Annotated in this window: 17 protein-coding genes; 6 read left to right on the plus strand and 11 right to left on the minus strand. The window is 68.4% G+C overall.

All coding sequences use genetic code 11. The annotated features are described in order from the left end of the window. Positions 1–468 (plus strand): hypothetical protein (locus tag NK1_RS35230; RefSeq protein ID WP_063906162.1); only part of this gene is annotated, 468 nt, incomplete at its 5' end. A gap of 9 nt (positions 469–477) precedes the next feature. On the opposite strand, the gene NK1_RS31400 is transcribed toward NK1_RS35230, so the two are convergent. After that, positions 478–1,572, minus strand: coding sequence for a methyltransferase (locus NK1_RS31400; RefSeq protein ID WP_063014620.1), 1,095 nt, complete (start codon positions 1,570–1,572; stop codon positions 478–480). A gap of 153 nt (positions 1,573–1,725) precedes the next feature. On the opposite strand from NK1_RS31400, the gene NK1_RS31405 reads away from it, so the two are divergent. Both NK1_RS31405 and NK1_RS31410 read left to right on the plus strand, forming a co-directional pair. After that, on the plus strand, positions 1,726–1,968 hold the full coding sequence (locus NK1_RS31405; protein WP_063014622.1) for a type II toxin-antitoxin system Phd/YefM family antitoxin: 243 nt from the start codon (positions 1,726–1,728) through the stop codon (positions 1,966–1,968). Beyond that, positions 1,965–2,393 (plus strand): type II toxin-antitoxin system VapC family toxin, encoded by a 429-nt coding sequence (locus NK1_RS31410; RefSeq protein ID WP_063014624.1) that lies wholly within the window; start codon positions 1,965–1,967, stop codon positions 2,391–2,393. Before NK1_RS31405 ends, NK1_RS31410 begins: the two co-directional genes overlap by 4 nt. 44 nt (positions 2,394–2,437) lie before the next feature. Here NK1_RS31410 and NK1_RS31415 read toward each other — a convergent pair whose 3' ends face one another. Beyond that, positions 2,438–4,099: an amidase gene (locus tag NK1_RS31415; RefSeq protein WP_063014660.1), complete on the minus strand. Its 1,662-nt coding sequence runs from the start codon at positions 4,097–4,099 to the stop codon at positions 2,438–2,440. A gap of 261 nt (positions 4,100–4,360) precedes the next feature. Continuing rightward, a complete protein-coding gene (locus NK1_RS36120) occupies positions 4,361–4,933 on the minus strand; it encodes a TetR/AcrR family transcriptional regulator (protein ID WP_063014626.1) in 573 nt (190 codons plus the stop codon). Positions 4,934–5,024: 91 nt separating this feature from the next. Here NK1_RS36120 and NK1_RS31425 point away from each other — a divergent pair, with 91 nt between their 5' ends. After that, positions 5,025–5,486: a nuclear transport factor 2 family protein gene (locus NK1_RS31425; RefSeq protein WP_063014628.1), complete on the plus strand. Its 462-nt coding sequence runs from the start codon at positions 5,025–5,027 to the stop codon at positions 5,484–5,486. 19 nt (positions 5,487–5,505) lie between these two features. Here the strand turns inward: NK1_RS31425 and NK1_RS31430 are convergent, their stop codons facing one another. From NK1_RS31430 to NK1_RS31445, 4 genes are all read right to left on the minus strand, one after another. Next, entirely contained in the window at positions 5,506–6,435 is a 930-nt protein-coding gene (locus NK1_RS31430) for a D-isomer specific 2-hydroxyacid dehydrogenase family protein (RefSeq protein WP_063014630.1), read from the minus strand. Continuing rightward, positions 6,432–7,403 carry a non-homologous end-joining DNA ligase gene (ligD, locus tag NK1_RS31435; protein ID WP_063014662.1) on the minus strand — a complete coding sequence of 324 codons (972 nt, stop codon included), beginning with the start codon at positions 7,401–7,403 and terminating at the stop codon, positions 6,432–6,434. The genes NK1_RS31430 and ligD overlap by 4 nt, the downstream gene beginning before the upstream one ends. 57 nt (positions 7,404–7,460) lie before the next feature. After that, positions 7,461–9,584 (minus strand): RecQ family ATP-dependent DNA helicase, encoded by a 2,124-nt coding sequence (locus NK1_RS31440; RefSeq protein ID WP_063014632.1) that lies wholly within the window; start codon positions 9,582–9,584, stop codon positions 7,461–7,463. 114 nt (positions 9,585–9,698) lie between these two features. After that, entirely contained in the window at positions 9,699–10,541 is an 843-nt protein-coding gene (locus NK1_RS31445) for an alpha/beta fold hydrolase (protein ID WP_439955970.1), read from the minus strand. A gap of 194 nt (positions 10,542–10,735) precedes the next feature. Here NK1_RS31445 and NK1_RS31450 point away from each other — a divergent pair, with 194 nt between their 5' ends. Then, positions 10,736–11,215 (plus strand): hypothetical protein, encoded by a 480-nt coding sequence (locus NK1_RS31450; RefSeq protein WP_030512770.1) that lies wholly within the window; start codon positions 10,736–10,738, stop codon positions 11,213–11,215. A 51-nt stretch (positions 11,216–11,266) separates the two neighbouring features. Here the strand turns inward: NK1_RS31450 and NK1_RS31455 are convergent, their stop codons facing one another. The 4 genes from NK1_RS31455 to NK1_RS31470 form a co-directional block, all read right to left on the minus strand. After that, positions 11,267–12,490: an RtcB family protein gene (locus NK1_RS31455; RefSeq protein ID WP_063014636.1), complete on the minus strand. Its 1,224-nt coding sequence runs from the start codon at positions 12,488–12,490 to the stop codon at positions 11,267–11,269. Positions 12,491–12,622: 132 nt separating this feature from the next. Then, a complete protein-coding gene (lipP1, locus tag NK1_RS31460) occupies positions 12,623–13,561 on the minus strand; it encodes a LipP1 family hormone-sensitive lipase (RefSeq protein WP_063014638.1) in 939 nt (312 codons plus the stop codon). Positions 13,562–13,691: 130 nt separating this feature from the next. Next, positions 13,692–14,453: a glucose 1-dehydrogenase gene (locus NK1_RS31465; protein WP_063014640.1), complete on the minus strand. Its 762-nt coding sequence runs from the start codon at positions 14,451–14,453 to the stop codon at positions 13,692–13,694. Positions 14,454–14,553: 100 nt separating this feature from the next. Next, a complete protein-coding gene (locus NK1_RS31470; protein WP_063014642.1) occupies positions 14,554–15,681 on the minus strand; it encodes an LLM class flavin-dependent oxidoreductase in 1,128 nt (375 codons plus the stop codon). Between the two features lie 154 nt (positions 15,682–15,835). Here NK1_RS31470 and kstD point away from each other — a divergent pair, with 154 nt between their 5' ends. Next, positions 15,836–17,581, plus strand: a complete 1,746-nt coding sequence (gene kstD / locus NK1_RS31475; RefSeq protein WP_063906163.1) for a 3-oxosteroid 1-dehydrogenase — start codon at positions 15,836–15,838, stop codon at positions 17,579–17,581.

Here is a 17,581-nt window from a genome sequence, read left to right on the forward strand (position 1 = left end):
GTGGGGACGGGCGCCCCGGGCACGGCCGCCGAACTCCATGCCGAGATACCCGACGGGCACGAACTTCTCGCCGCTTGCTGCGGCCACCTCGGCGACCAGGCCGACGACCATCCGGTCACCCGAGCCGCCCGCGAACTGGCCGAACTCCACCTCGCCCGCCGCTGCGCGCCGGTCCGCGCGGCGGAGATCGACTGCCGCAGAAGGGAAATCGTCGTCCACATCGACCGCTGGGTCAGCGACCGCACCGCCGCCGCGGCCCATGCGCGTTCCCTCGGCGCGGCCGTCGACGGACTCGCCGCCGCCCAGGTGCGCGCCACCGTCCTGCTGCGCGAGGCCGAGCCGGTGGACGACGAACGGGTGAGGGCCGCGTGGTTTCTGGTCGGCTCGCTGGCCGACTGGTGGGGCGAACTGGTCGAGCAGCACGTCGGCAACGCTCGCCCGCGCCGGCGTCCGCGCGGGGCGCGATGACGCGCGGTCCTACACCGGCCGCGCCTCGATCACGGATTCCGGTGACACCGTCTCGGTGATGCGGGTCAGCGCGAAACCGCAGCGAGCGAGCAGGTCGCGGTAGTCACCGGCCGTTCGCTCGCGGCCGCCACTGTTGATCAGCATCTCCAGGTCGGTGTACTTGCCCGGATGCGGGCGATTGTCCTGGGGCAGCACGATTTCCACGATGATCAACCGGGCGTGGGCAGCCATCGCGGCGCGCACGGTCCGCAGGATCTGTTCGGCACGCGCATCCGGCCAATCGTGCACCACATGTTTGAGCAGGTACGCCTCCGCACCCGCCGGAACCGATTCGAAGAACGACCCCGGCGCTACCTCGGCCCGCCCGTCGAATCCCGCGGCCGCGAAGCGCTCCGCCGCACCGGCCACCACATCGGGCAGATCGAACAGCACGCCCCGGGTTTCGGGAGCGCGCGAGAGGATTTCGGTGAGCATCGCGCCGTGTCCGCCGCCCACGTCGACGATCGTCGAGAAGCGGCCGAAATCGTAAGCGGCGAACAATGATTCCGTGGTGAGCGATCCGATGCTGGTCATCGCACGGTCGAACAGGTCGCCGAATTGACGGTCGGTGCGGATGTATTCGAAGAAGGGAGCGCCGTCCACCTGCGGTCCCACCGGATTCCCCGTGCGTACCGCATCGACCACATGCGTCCAATGCGCCCGATGCGTGGCCGACCCGAAGAACAGGGCCGCATCACGCAGCGATTCCGGGGAGTCGCGGCACAGGGCTCGGGCGGGCGGGGTCAGCGCGTAGCGCCCGTCGCGGCGCTGCGCGAAGATGCCGTGACTGATCAGCAGCCGCAGCAACCGTCGCAGCGCGTCCTCGTCCGCACTCACCCGCCGCGCCAGTTCCGCGCCGGTGAGCGGCCCCCGCGCCAGCTCATCGGCGATCCCCAGTGCCGCTGCCGCATGAATGGCCTGCGCCAGCCACCCCGCTGCCAGCAACTCCATCAACGACAGCGGCGCCGGCGCCAACCGCCGATAGGCTTCGCCCAGCGCATAGCGAACGGTCCCGACGGCCCGCACCAGCGGTAGCGGCGGCAGTTTCGGTAACCCGAACACCATGCACAACTCCTCCGAGAGGCGGACAGGGTCGCGCTCCGCAGCCTACGGCGTCAGCGGGAGCGTCGCCGTATCGCCGGAGAAATGCCCTCTCCCTGACACGACTACCCCGCGTGAGCTAAGGTAGGTATGTACCTACATCGGAGGTTGGTTCTTATGACCACGATGAGCGCTCGTGAATTCAATCGCGATGTCAGCGCCGCCAAACGTGCTGCGTCCGAGGGGCCGGTCGTGATCACCGATCGCGGGGAGGAAGCGTACGTGTTGCTTTCGATCGAGGAGTACCGGCGGCTACGCGCGGACAGCCAGGACATCGTGGCGCGGCTGAGTATGGATGACGACGAGATCGATTTCGATCCGCCGGCACTGAACGTCGGGCTGAAGGTGCCTCCACTGTGACGTTCCTGCTCGATACGAACGTCATCAGCGAGCTGCGGAAATCGATACGTGTGGCCAGCCCCGCGGTTCGGGCTTGGGTCGCGGGGCGGCGGCCGTCGGAGTTGTATCTGAGCGTCGTCACCGTCATGGAAATCGAGCTCGGGATCGGACTGATCGAGCGCCGTGACGCGGCGCAGGGCAACAGACTGCGGATGTGGTTGGAGGACGATGTGCTCGATGTCTTCGCCGGCCGAATCCTCGAGCTCGATCTCGGAAGCGCGCGTCGTGCCGCCCGTCTGCACGTTCCTGACCCACGCCCCGAGCGAGACGCGATGATCGGAGCGATCGCCAGCGAACATGCCATGACCATCGTGACGCGGAATACCAAGGATTTCGCGTCGATGGGAGTCGCGACTCTCGACCCGTGGAGCGTGGTACCGGGGTAACGCGGACTGCGGACTGCCCTCGCCGGTGCGGAACCGCTGTTCGGTCACGTGTCGACGACGCTGGTCGTCGGGATGAAGTTGAATGCGGGGGCTCCGGCGTCGGTGTTGGTCGGGTCGGGGCCGTCACCGGGGGTCACGGGGGCGATCTCGGGCAGGGTGCGCGGATTCGGGAGTAGGGACGGCATGTCACGCCATGCGGTGTCCGCGGCCTGCAATTCGAGTCCGATGGCGATGAGATCGGCTTCCGCCCAGGGCTTTCCACCGAGCTGCACGCCGAACGGCAGACCGGTGGCCGCGGATCGGCCCGCCGGCAGGGCCAGGACCGGTGTGCCGGTGTAATTGGCCCACATCATCGGGATATCGCAGGGCCCGATGAGGGAAATCGGGCCGATGTCATCGCGTTTCGAGCTGTCGGTGATCGCTCCGGGCAGAATCACCGCGTCGAGCCGGTGGTCGGCGAGCAGCTGGTTGTACCGGCGCTGGAATCGCGCACGGTCGCGTTCCAGCTGCCAGTAGTCGGAGGCGGGCGCGGCCAGTGCGGCCAGTCCCATCGCCACGACCGCGGCGCTCTCGGTCCGATAGAGCGACAGCCTGTCCGACCACTGCCGATGGAACATTCCCAGCTCCACCGCGTCACCGGTGGCCAGCGCGAGCGGTGGTGTCGGCATGGTGACCTCCACCGTCTCGCCGCCCAGCGCGGTGACCAGCCCGAGGAAGCGGGTGAACAACGTGCCGAGTGCCGGGGGAAGTGGGTGAACGAATTCCGTCGGCACTCCGAAACGCTTGCCCGACAGCGGGGTCACACCACCCGTAGCCGTCAGCGGGAAGCCGTCCGCCGGTGGCGCCGGTGCCACACCGGTCACCGGGTCGTTCGGATCGGGGCCCACCATGGCCGACAGCAGCAGGGACGCATCGGCGACGCTGTGTCCCATCGGGCTGGGATGGTCCCTGGTCCACATCACGGGGATGAGGCCGTAGCGGCTACATCGGCCGAATGTCGGCTTGATGGCGGTGACTCCGGCCCGCGACGCGGGGATGCGGATCGAACCACCGGTGTCGGATCCGATCGACAGCGGGGCGAACCGGGCCGCCAGCGCCGCCGCGCTACCACCCGACGAGCCGCCGATGGATTCGCTGATATCCCAGGGGTTTCCGACCTGTGGAGTGTCGGTGGCCATCGCGAATTCGGCGGTGTGCACGTGCCCGATCAGGACCGCGCCCGCCTCGCGCAGCCGCCGCCAGATCGTCGCGTCTCCGGCGGCGACATTGCCGTCGAGAACGCGGCTCGACGCGGTGACCGGCAGCCCCGCGGCCGCATAGATGTCCTTGACCGCGATCGGGAGTCCGCAGATCAGCGGCGCGTTCCCGGCCGCCAGTCGTTGCGCGGCCCGCTCGGCCTGCCGATGGGCGAGCTCGGGATAGGTACGAACCCACGCGGTGGTCGCGCCGTCGTAGCTCGCGCTGCGTCGCAAGCAGGCGTCGAGCAGTTCGGCCGGATGCAGCCGGCCGGTCTGCAGCAGCGCGGACGCCTCCGTGGCGGTCAGCAGTGCCGGATCCGTGGTGGCGATATCGGACGGATTCGGCAGCGGTGCATGCCGGGAGACGGTGCGCGCACCCGCCACCGGCGCGCGACGCGCCACGGCCGCGGCAGCGAGGCCGAGGCCGGCCGCCCGGAAAAGCGCCCTGCGCGAGGAAGCTGTATGCATGATCGTCCGCCCCGGATCCGTACGGCGGAGAATGTGAATCGCCACCGTTTCTTATGTGGAAGGCTCGAAATTAGCAGTCCCCCCGTCGCTTTGACCACACTAGCTCCCGGTTCGGCTACCGCAATCCCATGAAATCTGGGTGTCGGCCGAGAGTTACCGCCGGGTACGGGAGGCGTCGCGACCCTATGTCACGTTCGGTTCGTCGAGTCGCGACCGGATCCGGCCCGCTGCCTCATCTGCGACCCGAGCTGATCCTGCCGTTCACCGGCGGGTAGTCGAAAGTATCTGCGCGGCAGCGGCTTCGGCGGTCGAGGCGGCGGCTGTCTCGCCCGTGATGCCGGCGGTGACGATGGCTCCCTCGGCGAGCAGGTAGATGGCGTCGGCGGCGTCGGATCCGGTGGCGGCGACCCAGCCGGCGATCATGTCATGGAAGGCCGCCTTGTGTGCGCGCACTTCCGCGCGGACGGCCGGTGACTCGGCGCCGAGTTCACCGTGCATGTTGATCCACGCGCAGCCGCGAAAACCCTGCTCGCCGAACCAGTCTCGGAGCCAGTGGAAGACCGCCTCGACACGCCGGATCGGATCGTCGACGCGTTCGACGTACCGGGCCAGCGCCTCTCGCCACCGTTCGTCGCGCCGGCGCAGCATCGCCACGACGAGGTCTTCCTTGGTCGGATACAGCGCGTAGATCCGCTTCAGTGACAGGCCGGACGCCTCGCGGATCCGATCCATTCCGACGGCCTGGACGCCGTGCGCGTACATCAACTCCTCGGCGGCGTCGAGCAGCGCCGCGCGGTCGGACGCATTCCGTTCGGCGCTGAGCGTGGCGGGCATGGCCGGGACTCCCTTGACATCGAGAACGTGCGTTCCCTACCGTAACGCATCGGTGGAGAACGAACGTTCTCCGTGGAGAGGCAGGAATCCGATGTCCGAAGCTCGACCGCCCTATCCGCCGTTCACCCTGGAAACCGCCGCGCAGAAGGTGCGGGCTGCCGAGGATGCGTGGAACACCCGGGATCCGCACCGGGTCGCGCTCGCCTACACTCCCGACTCGGCCTGGCGGAACCGGGACGAATTCATCACCGGCCGTGCGCAGATCGTCGAATTCCTGACCGCGAAGTGGGAACGCGAACTCGACTACGCGCTGCGTAAGAGCCTGTGGGGATTTCGCGGAAACCGCATGGCCGTCCGATTCCAGTACGAATGGCACGACCGTACCGGCCAATGGTGGCGCAGCTATGGCAACGAGCTGTGGGAATTCACCGACCAAGGGCTGATGGCACGCCGGGAGGCGAGCATCAACGACGTGCCGATCACCGAGGCGGATCGCCGGATATTCGGCCCCCGTCCGGCCGAGGAGCATGGGGTGGACATCCCCCTGCGGTAATCACCGGCACGGGCGGTGATCAGTAACCGGCGTCCGGATCGATCCGTGCGAGGAGCTCACGCCCCTGCACGAAGCGGGTGACGTTCGCGGCGACGTGGTCGGCGAAGGCGGCCGTACGCAGCTGCGGCGGATTGGAATCGTGCGGGGTGATGATCGCATTCGGCAGGTCCCAGAGCGGATGGCCGTCGGGGAGCGGTTCGGGATCGGTGACGTCCAGGCCCGCCCCGCCGACGGCGCCCTCCCGCAGTGTGGCGACCAGGGCTTCGGTGTCGATGAGCGATCCACGGGCGACATTGATCACCCACGAATGCGGCTTCAGCTGAGTCAGTTCGTCTTTGCCGATCAGGTGGCGGGTGCCCTCGGTCGCGGGCGCGGCGACGACCACATGGTCGGTGCGGGCCCAAACCTCCGAAATCCGGTCCGCGGGAATCGTTTCCACCACATTGGGGGCGTCGATCGGACGGCCGGAGCGATTGACGGCGATCACCCGGGCTCCGAACGGCTCCAGCATGGCGATGACCTCACGGCCGATACCGCCCGCGCCGACCACCGCGACGGTCGCCCCGCGCAAGGTGCCGATATGCGGGAAGAACTCGGTCTGCCGCCAGCTGTGGGCGCGGATGTGCTCCGGCAGATAGCGCACGCCCGCGAGCAGCAGCGCCATCGCCCCCTCGGCAACGCTCTTGGCGAACGCGCCTGCCGCCGAGGTGAATACCACGTTCGGATGGCGCTCGAAGATGCCGGCGTCGAAGAACTCCTCGACCCCGGCCGAGTACAACTGCACCCATTCGATCGACGCGGGCAGGTCGGGAAATCCGTTCGGACCGCCGTCCCACACCAGCGCCCGCGCGTCGCTCAGCTCCGAAAGCCGCGCTCCCGCGCCGGTGATCGCCTGTCCCAGCGAGTCGTCGGTGATCGGTGCCAGTGCGATGCGGGCTGCGCCGGTCATGCGTCGGGTGCTCCTTCGTCTTCGTCGAGGTCTACCTCGACCCGGTCGCGGTCGGCCCATTCCAGCAGCGTATTCAGGTCGAACACCGCGTCGTCGATACCCGCGTGCAGATCGCCGAGTTCGGCGTAGCGGGCGGGGACGGTGTTGATGGTGAAGTCGTTCGGTTCGATATCGGCAATTTCGTTCCACCGCACCGGGGTCGAGACGGTGGCGGCGGCGTTGCCGCGTACCGAGTAGGCGGCGGCGATCGTATGGTCGCGGGCGTTCTGGTTGTAGTCGACGAACAGCAGCGCCGGATCGCGATCGCGGCGCCACCACGTGGTGGTCACATCGTCGGGGGCGCGGCGCTCGACCTCCTGCGCGAAGGCCAGCGCGGCGCGGCGCACCTGCCGGAAGCCGTGCACGGGCGCGATGCGCACGTAGATGTGCAGGCCGTGCCCGCCGGAGGTCTTGGGCCAGCCGACCGCACCCAGCTCATCGAGGACCTCGTGCGCGACCTCCGCGACACGCTGGACCCGCGACCACGGGCAATCCGGCATCGGATCCAGATCGATGCGCCATTCGTCCGGCTTCTCGGTGTCGAAGCGGCGCGAGTTCCATGGATGGAACTCCACCGTCGACATCTGCACCGCCCAGATCACGTCCGCCAGTTCCCGCACGCACAGTTCGTCCGCGTGCCGGTTGTAGCGCGGAAAGTGCACGCGCACGGTCGGAATCCAGTCCGGCGCCCCCGCCGGGAGTCGCTTCTGATGCACCTTCCCGCCCGGCAATCCCTTCGGGAAGCGGTGCAGCATGCACGGCCGGTCCCGCAGGGCGTTGACGATTCCGTCGCCGACGCTCAGGTAGTACTGCACCAGATCGAGTTTGGTCGCCCCGAGCTCGGGGAAGTACACCCGATCCGGATTCGACACCCGCACCGTATGCTCGCCGACCGTCAACTCCACGGCCGGCGTCGACTTACTGGTCACCGGATCGACGATAGTGGGTGATCGATCGCCGGGCACCGCACGCGCCGCGTCCGTACCTCACGTCGGAGTGGCCAGCGCGAAGGGAAGGACCGCGGGGGCGCCGGCGTGGCGGAGGGTCCGGGCGGCGAGAGTGAGGGTCCAGCCGGTGTCGGTGTGGGTGTCGACCAGCAGGACCGGGGTGTCGAGGCCGGTGAGGTCGGGGGTCTCCCACGAGTCGAACAGTGCCGCCACGCGGTGGGCGGAGTTGGCCGCCGAGACCGGTGGCCGGTCGGGACGGGTGTGCAGGACACCGAGATCGGTGAGACGGCCGATACGGGCCAGGCGGGCGGCCAGGTCGGCGGCGAGTACCGGATGCGTCGCCGATTGCAGGGCCATCACCGCCCCGGGACGTTGCGTCCACTTCCATTCCCGCAGAACGGCGATACACGCGTCGACGATGTGGTCGGGCGCCGGGCCGTCGGGCGCGTCGAGCAGGGTTCGCAAGCGCTGACCCCACCCGAGATCGCTGAGCCGGCCGAGCACCCGGCCCACCTCGGGGCCGTCGGATATCTTGCCGGACAACGGAACTCCCAACTTCGACAGTCCGGTCGGCCACTGTTTGCGGGGGAGCAGATCGATCCCGGGCCGGTCCAGCCGGGCACGGATGGTGGCCACCTCGCCGGCGTCGACCGAGGTGTCGAAACAGCGGCCGGTGCAGTTGTCGCAGCGACCACAGCCGGGCGCGTCCGGGGCGAGGCCCGGATCGTCGAGTTGGTGGCGCAGGAAGTTCATCCGGCATTCGGCGGTGCTCTGATACTCGAGCATGGCCTGCTGTTCCGCTTCGCGTGCCCGGTCGAGGCGCTCGTAGCGTTCGGCGTCGTAGGTCCACGGTTCACCGGTGGCCAGCCAGCCGCCGCGCACCCGCCGCACCGCGCCGTCCACGTCCAGTACCTTCAGCACCATCTCCAACCGCGACCGGCTCAGTTCCACCAGGGGTTCGAGGGCCACCGTGGACATCGGACGGTCGTAGTCCAGGGCGGACAGCACCGACCGCACCACCTGCTCGCGTGGAAAGGCCACGGACGCAAAGTAATTCCAGATCCGCCGATCCTCGGGCCCCGGTAACAGGATGACCTCCGCGCGGGCCGCCCGGCCGGAAGGGCTCGAGGCGTCCGGGACCAGTCCGCGCCCGGCGCGGCCGACCTGTTGGTAGTAGGCGATGGGGGAGGAGGGGGCGCCGACGTGGACCACGAAGCCGAGGTCGGGTTTGTCGAAGCCCATGCCGAGCGCTGAGGTCGCAACCAGCGCCTTCACGTCGTTGTCGAGCAGCGCCTGCTCGAGGGTTTCGCGTTCTCCGGGTTCGGTGCGACCGGTGTAGGCCGCGACCGGGTATCCGTGGTCGGTGAGGACGTCGGCGAGGTCATGGGCGGCCGCGACGGTGAGCGTGTAGATGATTCCGGAGCCGGGCAACTCACCCAGTTGCCGGCTGAGCCAGGTGGTCCGCTGGACGGCGTCGTCGATCCGCACCACGGACAGATGCAGCGATTCCCGGTCCAGGGTGCCGCGCAGCACCAGGGTGTCGGTGCCGATCTGGGTGGCGACATCGGTGACCACCCGGTTGTTGGCGGTGGCGGTGGTCGCCAGCACCGGAATGTCCTCGCCGAGGTCGGCGATCAACGTGCGGATGCGGCGGTAGTCGGGACGGAAATCGTGCCCCCAGTCGGAGATGCAGTGCGCCTCGTCGACCACCACCAGGCCGGCGTCGGCGGCCAGCTTGGGAAGCACCGAATCGCGGAAATCGGGATTGTTCAATCGTTCCGGGCTGACGAGCAGCACATCGACCTCGCCGGCGGCGACGCGCTGATGAATCTCGTCCCATTCGGTGACATTGCCGGAGTTGATGGTCTCCGCGATCACGCCCGCCCGGCGCGCGGCCGCGACCTGGTTACGCATCAATGCCAGCAGCGGTGACACGATCACCGTCGGCCCGCGCCCCTGGGACCGCAGCAACCGCGCGGCGATGAAGTACACCGCCGATTTGCCCCAGCCGGTGCGCTGGACCACCAGCGCCCGCCGCCGCTGGACGACCAGCGCCTCGATGGCCGTCCACTGGTCCTCGCGCAGGCGCGCCCCGGGCCCGGCCAGCTCGCGCAGCAGGGATTCGGCGGATTCGCGCAGCTCGGTGGTAGTCACGCGCTCCATCGTGCCCGACCCCTCCGACACCTGGCCACCATCCGGCTACAGCCGCACCCCGTCCATGCAAACGCGGTCCCGACACGGGCCCGCCCGTGATCGGAAGACCGGTCGCGGCGCTGTCTAACCGGTTTCGGCGGCCAGCGCCAGCAGCCGATCCCGCACCAGGTCCGGTCGCTCCTCCGGGATGAAATGTCCACAGCCGTGGACGTATTCGACGGTGTAGTCGTCGGCACGCGCGGTCTCCGCGGCCGCCAGCGAGGGGTGGATGGCCGCGTCTCCGGTGCCGAACAGCGCACGGATCGGGATCGTGGCGCGGCGGCGTTCCGGATGGCGGGCGGCGGGAAGTTCCCGCAACCAGAAGGTGCGGTAGGTGTCGGTGGCCGCGTGAGCCACCGCCGGATCGCGGAACCGGTCGCCGTAGATCCGGGCGAGTTCCGGGGTGAAGGTACGCCGCGCGTCGGCGTCGAGCCGCAACAGGCGATCGACGAACGGCGTGTACCGCTGCAGCGGCACGCCGAAGGTAGCCACCAGCGGCTGATACATCAGGAAACGCCAGGCGTGCGGTGCGAAGGTCCGGGCGGTGATCCACGGGTGCGCGATATTGAGTGGCAGATAACCCTCGAACCGCTCCGGCTCCCGCAGCACCATCAGGAATCCGACGAACCCGCCCCAGTCGTGACCGGCGAGCAACAGCCGCGGCAGTTCGAGCTCGTCGACCAGCGCCAGCAGGTCGGAGGCGACGTCCTCCTTGGCCCAGCGATGCGGCGGCGGACCCGACCAGCCGTAACCCGGCAGATCCGGGGCGATGAGGCGCAACCCGGCGGGCGGATCGGCGAGCAGATGCCGGTACGCGTAGTGGTGTTGCGGCCATCCGTGCAGCAACAGGACCGGCCGGCCGTCGGGCACCCCGGCTTCGGTGACGTGGAATCGCACGCCGCGGGCCTCGATGAAACTGCGGCGCACTCCGGGAATTTCGGGCGGTCGGGCAGATCCTGATGTCGAGGGCATAGCCGATGCTAACCACCGGCAACCCGGGACCGCCACGCCACGAACGTTTTCCGCCCGGCGTCGGACATTTTCGGTCGCGAGGCAGGACAATGAGGGCGATCGGACTGCGAGGTCCACTGGCATGCGCGGGAATGCGGGAGGAACGGGCGATGGCCAAGAAGTTCGAATCACCTGCGGATTGGGCCCCACCGGGCGCGCAGTTCCAAAGCCGCGGGGTCACCAGCCGGACCCTCTCGGGTGTGCTGTTCGGGCTGATCGTGACGCCCATCGGAATCGCGTTCGCCGCCAAAGGGGGAGCCGATATCCGGTACTGGGTCATCGTGGGTGCGGTGACCGACCGCTGGACCGCGGCGCTGGAGATCTTCGGCGGCTCCCTGCTGCTGTTGTTCGTCGCGGCGATGGCCGCGTTCTCGCCGGTGGGCACGATCGTGGCCAGCCTGGTGTGGGGCATCTTTCCCGGCGTGCTGCATCTGCTGTACCCGGACGACACCTTCCGCCTGATCGGCGACCTGCCCTTCACGGACGCCACGATGCAGGTGGCGTTGCACTCCTGGGTGACCTACGGCTTCGCCCTGATTTCGGGCATGATGCTGCTGGGCGCCGGCATGGTGGGTGTGCTGCGCAAATAGACGCGGCCGTTCCGGCACGCCGATCACCGGCATGCCGGAACGAATCCTCCTTCAGCCCTTCACGCACAGCACCTGACGCAGTGTCGCGACCACATCGACCAGATCGCTCTGGGCCTCGATGACGGCGTCGATGTCCTTGTAGGCCGCGGGGATCTCGTCGATCACCCCGGCGTCCTTGCGGGACTCCACCCCGTCGGTCTGCGCGATCAGATCCGCGACGGTGAACTGCCGCTTGGCCGCATTGCGGCTCATGCGGCGGCCCGCACCGTGCGAGGCCGACTGGAACGAGGCGGGATTTCCCTTGCCCCGCACCACATACGAGCGGGTACCCATCGATCCGGGGATCAGGGCGAGGTCACCCGCTCCGGCCCGGACGGCGCCCTTGCGGGTCACCAGCATCGGCATGCCGTCGACCATCTCCTCCGACACGTAGTTGTGGTGGCAGGAGATCGGCTCGTCGAAACGCACGGCCAGCGCATCGAATTCGTCACGCACGGCACCGCACACCAGGTCCAGCATCACCGCCCGGTTGCGGGCCGCGTACTCCTGCGCCCAGCTGAGATCGCGCCGGTAGGCGTCCATTTCCGGTGTGCCGGAAAGGAATACCGCCAAATCGCGATCCGGCAGGTCCCGGTTCTGCGGCAGGGTGCGCGCCACGGCGATATGCCGCTCCGCCAATTCCTTGCCGATATTGCGGCTTCCGGAGTGCAGCAGAATCCACACGTGCTGTTCGGTGTCGAGGCAGACCTCGATGAAGTGGTTACCGCCGCCGAGCGTGCCCATCTGCTTGTGCGCCTTGGACTCTCGCTGCTGCACCGCCGGATCGAGATCGCCGAACCGGCTCCAGAACGCGGACCACCCGGCCCGCACCGTGGCGCCGGTCGCCCGGCGGCCGTGCACGTCCATCTGCAGGCGGGTGACCTTCACCGGCTCCTTGTGCGCGTTGAATCCGACCGGCACGGCGGACTCGATGCGCGACCGCAGCGAATGCAGATCGTCCGGCAGATCGGAGGCGGTCAGCGAGGTCTTGACGGCCTCCATCCCGCAGCCGATATCGACGCCCACGGCGGCCGGGGCGACCGCGTCCTTCATGGCGATGACGGACCCGACCGTGGCTCCCTTGCCGAGGTGCACGTCGGGCATCACGCGGACGCCGTAGACCCATTCCAGTTGGGCGAGGGTGCGCAGCTGCTGCAGCGCGGCCGGCTCGACCTCGTGCTCGTGGGCCCACATGAGCGTCTGCGCCTTGGTGCCGCGCAGCTCGACGGGAAACATGATCTCGATCCTTTCGTGAACAACTCTCCCTGTTCACGGTAGGGATCACGGGCCGTCGGCGCACTTGAATAATCGGGCGGACCGGTTCTCGGCCCGCACCCGCGAGCCGCTGCACGCGCACGGCGTGCTCCGCTAGTGGCCCGCGAACGCCCGGCGTAGTGCCGCGAAGGCACGTTCTTTCGCGACGCCGGTTTCCGGCAGCACATCGCCCATGGTCATGAACCCGTGGAACATGCCCTCGTAGCGATGCACCTCGACGGGAATACCGGCCGCGGCCAGGTGCGCCCCGTAGGCCTCGCCCTCGTCGCGCAGCGGGTCGTACTCGGCGGTGGCGATATGCGCCGGTGGTAGCCCGGCGGGGTCGGCCAGCAGGGGTGCGGCATACGGATCGGTGCCGTCGGCGTCGCCGAGGTACTGCTCCCAATACCAGCGCAGATGGTCGTCGGTGACGAAATAGCCCTGCGCGTTCTCCCGGTACGACGCGCTTGCGCGAGCCGGATCCAGCATCGGATACATGAGCAGCTGCGCAACCACCGCCGGGCCGGCCAGATCACGGGCCATCAGCGCCGTGACCGCCGCCAGGTTGCCGCCCGCGCTGTCACCGGCCACGGCGATCCGGGCGGGGTCGCCGCCGTGCTGTGCGATGGCCGCGTCGATCCAGCGCAGCACGGCGTACGCGTCCTGCGCGGCGGCCGGGAACCGATGTTCCGGCGCCTGGCGATAATCCACCGACACGACCAGCGCGCCGGTCTCGTTCGCCATCGCACGGCAGAACTGATCGTGGCTGTCGAGACTGCAGATCACGAACCCGCCGCCGTGGCAGAACATGACGACCGGCAGCGGCTCGGTGCCGCCCCTCGGGGTGTAGATCCGCACGGGAATGTCGCCGCCATGCGGACTCGATACGGTCGAATCACACACGGCCGCAACCGGAATGGGCTCGATCGGCGCTGGCGGCCGGGCCGCGAGCTGCCGCCGCGCTTCGGCGGCGTCGAGCACCTCGGTTCCGAGTTTCGGAAACGCCGCGGTGGCTGCCTCGACCACTGCGCGCGTTCGTGGCGTCATCGCCATGAGTCGCCGCCCCTCGCCGCACGTGCGGATCTGCCGGTATGCGGGGACCGGGCTTCCACCACATCGGCTGCGTGCTGCGGACCACACGTTCTCAGACGTTCGCGATCGGCTGCGCCTCGAATGCCGCCGCTCACCGCGCCTCCTGCAACTCCGGCGGCATGAACTTCCCGGCGGCGAGTCCGCCGTCGATGGTGACCTCCGCACCGGTGACATACGACGACGCGTCCGAGGCGAGGAAGGCGACCAGCTCGGCGACCTCCTCCGGCACGCCGGTGCGCTGCAGCGGCAGGGTCGGGAAGCTGCCCGGACCGGTGGTCAGATACGGGACCATCGGCGTCGCGATCGGGCCCGGGTGCACGGAGTTGACGCGAATCCCCTTGGGGCCCAATTCGAGTGCCGCGGTCTTGGTGAGCCCACGCAGGCCCCATTTGGAGCTGCCGTAGGCGGAGTGCCCCATCAGGCCCTCGAGTCCCGCCTGAGACGAGATGTTCACGATCGATCCGCCCGCCTCGGACATCGGCCCCACGACCGACCGGATGCCCCGGAAGGCACCCACCAGGTTGACCTGCAGAATTTTTTCGAGCTCCTCCGGCGTGGTGTCGGTGAGCGGTTTCGCGGTGTAGATCGCGGCGTTGTTCACCAGCACGTCGAGCCCTCCGAATTCCGAAACGGCCACTGCGACAGCGGCATTCCAGTCGTCGGCCGAGGTGACGTCGTGGCGGACGAAGCGCGCCGCCTCGCCGAGTTCGTCGGCCAACTGCTTTCCGTCGGCGTCGAGTACGTCGGTGAGAACGACCCGCGCACCGCGTTCGACGAACAGGCGTGCCTCCGCCGCGCCCTGTCCGCGCGCCGCGCCGGTGATCACTGCGACTTTGCCTGTGAGATCGACCATTCGACTTCTCCTCCTGAAAATATGCTGAGATCCTGCGCCGCATCCGGCGCCCTCGGCTCGCGGCAGTCTCGTTGAGCGAGACCGGCCCGTGGTTGTCCGATCACTGATTCCGGAAATGCGGAATGACCTTCTCGCCCCAGTGCCGGATCGTCTCGAGGCAGGCCTCCTGCGGCACGGTGCCCATCTGGATCAGGCACAGGATCTCGTCGGCGCCGGCATCGCGCAGACGCTCGACGTAGGCGATGGCGTCCTCGGGGCTGCCGTAGGCGTGGTCGGCGTTGAACACCGAGGTCGACCCCGCCTTCACCGGAATCTTGGCCTCGTGCAGGTAGGCGACGTGCTCGTCGGCGGCCTCCTTGATCCGCGCCACCTCGTCCACGGTCGGATCCACGGCCTCGTCCGGCACCGGACCGGCGCCGTAGTAGTGCTTGATCGACTGCGCGAAGAACCGCTGGCCGCGCGCGCCGATCTGCTGCGCCCGTTCCCGGTCGTCGAGCACGATGGTGGGACACAGGGCGGCGAAGTGGTCGTTGGTCACCGTCGAGACGAACCGCTCACCGGTGCGGGCGGCGATCGCCTCGTCGTAGGTGCGGCGCAGTTCCGCGATCTCCTCCACTCCCGCGAAACCCAGTACCAGAGCGCCGATTCCGTAGTCGGCGGCCAGCTTCAGCGTGTCCTTCTTCGTGCACGCCATGAACAGCGGGGGATGCGGACGCTGCACCGGCCGCGGCAGCAGCGAATGCGGATCGATGTCGAGCAGTTCGCCGTGATATTCGAATTCGCCCTCGGGATCCTGCCAGGCCCGGCCGATCATCCGCAGCGACTCCTCGACCTCGGCGTAGGTGCGTTCCGGGTCCACCCCGCACATGGAGGTCTCGACCGGTGTCGCACCGCGCCCGGCGCCCAGATTCAGCCGCCCGCCGGAGAGCACGTCCAGCATCGCCGCCCGCTCGGCCGCGCGCACCGGGTGGTTGAAGTTGAAGGGCATGCACACCACGCCGTGGCCGATCCGGATGCGCTGGGTCTTGGCCGCCACCCAGGTCAAGAAGATTTCGGGGGCGCTCATATGCGCGTACCACTTGAGACCGTGGTGTTCGACGGCCCAGACGGTGTCGAAGCCCATCTCGTCGGCCAGCACGGCTTGCTCCACACAGTCGCGCAGCACCTGCGCCTCGTGCTCGGCGGTCGGATCGGTCATCTGAGCCTCGAAGATCATCGAGAACTTCATCCGCGTGCTCCCTGTCCTAGCGGTGTATGCCTAATCGAAATAGTCCTTCCCGGACCCGTACTGGTCAGCCGTAAGTCCCGCTGGCCGGGACCGTGCCGTGTCGCCGCGGCCGAGCGGCCATAGCGTCGGATGCAACGATGGGGAAGAAGGACGGATGACACAGGAATTCGAATTCGACGTGGTGGTCGTCGGCTCGGGCGCGGCCGGTATGACCGCGGCATTGACCGCCGCCTATCGCGGGCTGTCGGTGACGATGATCGAGAAGAGCCGCAGCTTCGGAGGATCCACCGCGCGCTCCGGCGGCGGAATCTGGATCCCGAACAATCCGGTGCTGCAGGCCGCGGGTGTGCCGGACAGCTCGGAACTGGCTCGGACATATCTGAAAGCCGTTGTGGGCGACCGTGTCCCGGAGGAGAAGCAGCGAGCTTTCCTCGATCACGGGCCGGAGATGATGCGCTACATCGGTGCGCGCAGCAAGTACTGGCAGTTCGTCTACGACCGTGGCTACTCCGACTACCATCCGGAGTTCCCGGGCGGGCTCGCGCAGGGCCGCAGCATCGAACCGGCTCCGATCGACGGCCGTCTGCTCGGTGGTGATCTGCACAAGATCAACCAGCCGACCATGTCGGGGCCGAAGGGAATCGCCTTCACCGTCAGCGACTTCCACGATCTGAACATGATCGCCCGCACCTGGGCCGGTAAGCGCACCGCGATGAAGGTGGGGGCGCAGGCGGTGGCGAACAAGCTGCGCGGCCGGCTGCCGCTGAGCCTGGGCAAGGCCCTGGCCGCACGACTGTGGCTGTCGCTGCGCGACGCCGGGGTGCCCGTGTGGTTGAACACCCCGCTGACCGAACTGGTCACCGAAGCCGGGGCCGTGGTCGGTGTGCGCGCCGAACACCAGGGCGTTCCGGTGCTGATCAAGGCACGCCGCGGCGTGGTGCTGGCGGCCGGCGGTTTCGAACACAACCTGGAGATGCGCAAGCAGTACATCTCCGGGCCGCAATCCACCGACTGGACGGTCGGTGCCACCGAGAACGTCGGCGAAGGGATCGTCGCGGGCCAGAAGGCCGGCGGTGCGGTGGATCTCATGGACGACGCCTGGTGGGGACCGTCGGTGCGCAACCCCGAGGGGCCGCCGTTCTTCTGCCTGGCCGAACGCGCGCAACCCGGCGGCATCATGGTCAATCACGCGGGGGAGCGGTTCGTCAACGAATCGGCCCCGTATGTGAACGTCGTGCACACCATGTACGAGCAGCAGGCCGCCGGGGTCGACCATATTCCGGCCTACTTCATCATGGACCAGACCTTCCGCGACAGATATCTGTTCCTGGGCAACTTCCCGAAGCGCCCGATTCCGCAGAAATATCTCGACGCCGGAATCATCACCCAGGCCGATACGCTCGAGCAGCTGGCGAACAAGATCGGTGTTCCCGCCGCGACGCTGGCCGCCACGGTGCAGCGCTTCAACGGCTTCGCCCGCAGCGGGCGCGACGAGGATTACGGACGCGGCGATTCCGCCTACGACCGGTATTACGGCGATCCCACCGTGCAGCCGAATCCGTGTCTGGCGCCGCTGGAAAGAGGACCGTTCTACGCGGTGGAAATGGTGCCCGGCGACCTGGGCACCAAGGGCGGGCTGTGCACCGACGAATATGCCCGCGTGCTCGACGAACAGAATGCGCCGATCGCCGGACTGTATGCGGCGGGCAACAATTCGGCGTCGGTCATGGGTAACGACTACGCGGGCGCCGGAGCGACGATCGGCCCGGCCATGGTCTTCGGGTACATCGCGGCCAACCACCTCGCCGACGAACGCGAACCGCGGGAAGCGGTCGCCGTATCGGCGCCGAAGCGGGCGAGCAACGGCCGCAAGGTGCCCGCACGCACGGGACAGGAGTGA

This window comes from Nocardia kruczakiae NBRC 101016, from assembly GCF_001612965.1.
Lineage (GTDB): Bacteria > Actinomycetota > Actinomycetes > Mycobacteriales > Mycobacteriaceae > Nocardia > Nocardia kruczakiae.

Coding starts and splice junctions, on each gene's coding strand:
- NK1_RS31400 (WP_063014620.1), bottom strand. CDS start 1,572: ATGGTGTTCGGGTTACCGAAACTGCCGCCGCTACCGCTGGTGCGGGCC.
- NK1_RS31405 (WP_063014622.1), top strand. CDS start 1,726: ATGACCACGATGAGCGCTCGTGAATTCAATCGCGATGTCAGCGCCGCC.
- NK1_RS31415 (WP_063014660.1), bottom strand. CDS start 4,099: ATGCATACAGCTTCCTCGCGCAGGGCGCTTTTCCGGGCGGCCGGCCTC.
- NK1_RS36120 (WP_063014626.1), bottom strand. CDS start 4,933: ATGCCCGCCACGCTCAGCGCCGAACGGAATGCGTCCGACCGCGCGGCG.
- NK1_RS31425 (WP_063014628.1), top strand. CDS start 5,025: ATGTCCGAAGCTCGACCGCCCTATCCGCCGTTCACCCTGGAAACCGCC.
- NK1_RS31430 (WP_063014630.1), bottom strand. CDS start 6,435: ATGACCGGCGCAGCCCGCATCGCACTGGCACCGATCACCGACGACTCG.
- NK1_RS31440 (WP_063014632.1), bottom strand. CDS start 9,584: ATGGAGCGCGTGACTACCACCGAGCTGCGCGAATCCGCCGAATCCCTG.
- NK1_RS31450 (WP_030512770.1), top strand. CDS start 10,736: ATGGCCAAGAAGTTCGAATCACCTGCGGATTGGGCCCCACCGGGCGCG.
- NK1_RS31455 (WP_063014636.1), bottom strand. CDS start 12,490: ATGTTTCCCGTCGAGCTGCGCGGCACCAAGGCGCAGACGCTCATGTGG.
- lipP1 (WP_063014638.1), bottom strand. CDS start 13,561: ATGGCGATGACGCCACGAACGCGCGCAGTGGTCGAGGCAGCCACCGCG.
- NK1_RS31465 (WP_063014640.1), bottom strand. CDS start 14,453: ATGGTCGATCTCACAGGCAAAGTCGCAGTGATCACCGGCGCGGCGCGC.
- NK1_RS31470 (WP_063014642.1), bottom strand. CDS start 15,681: ATGAAGTTCTCGATGATCTTCGAGGCTCAGATGACCGATCCGACCGCC.
- kstD (WP_063906163.1), top strand. CDS start 15,836: ATGACACAGGAATTCGAATTCGACGTGGTGGTCGTCGGCTCGGGCGCG.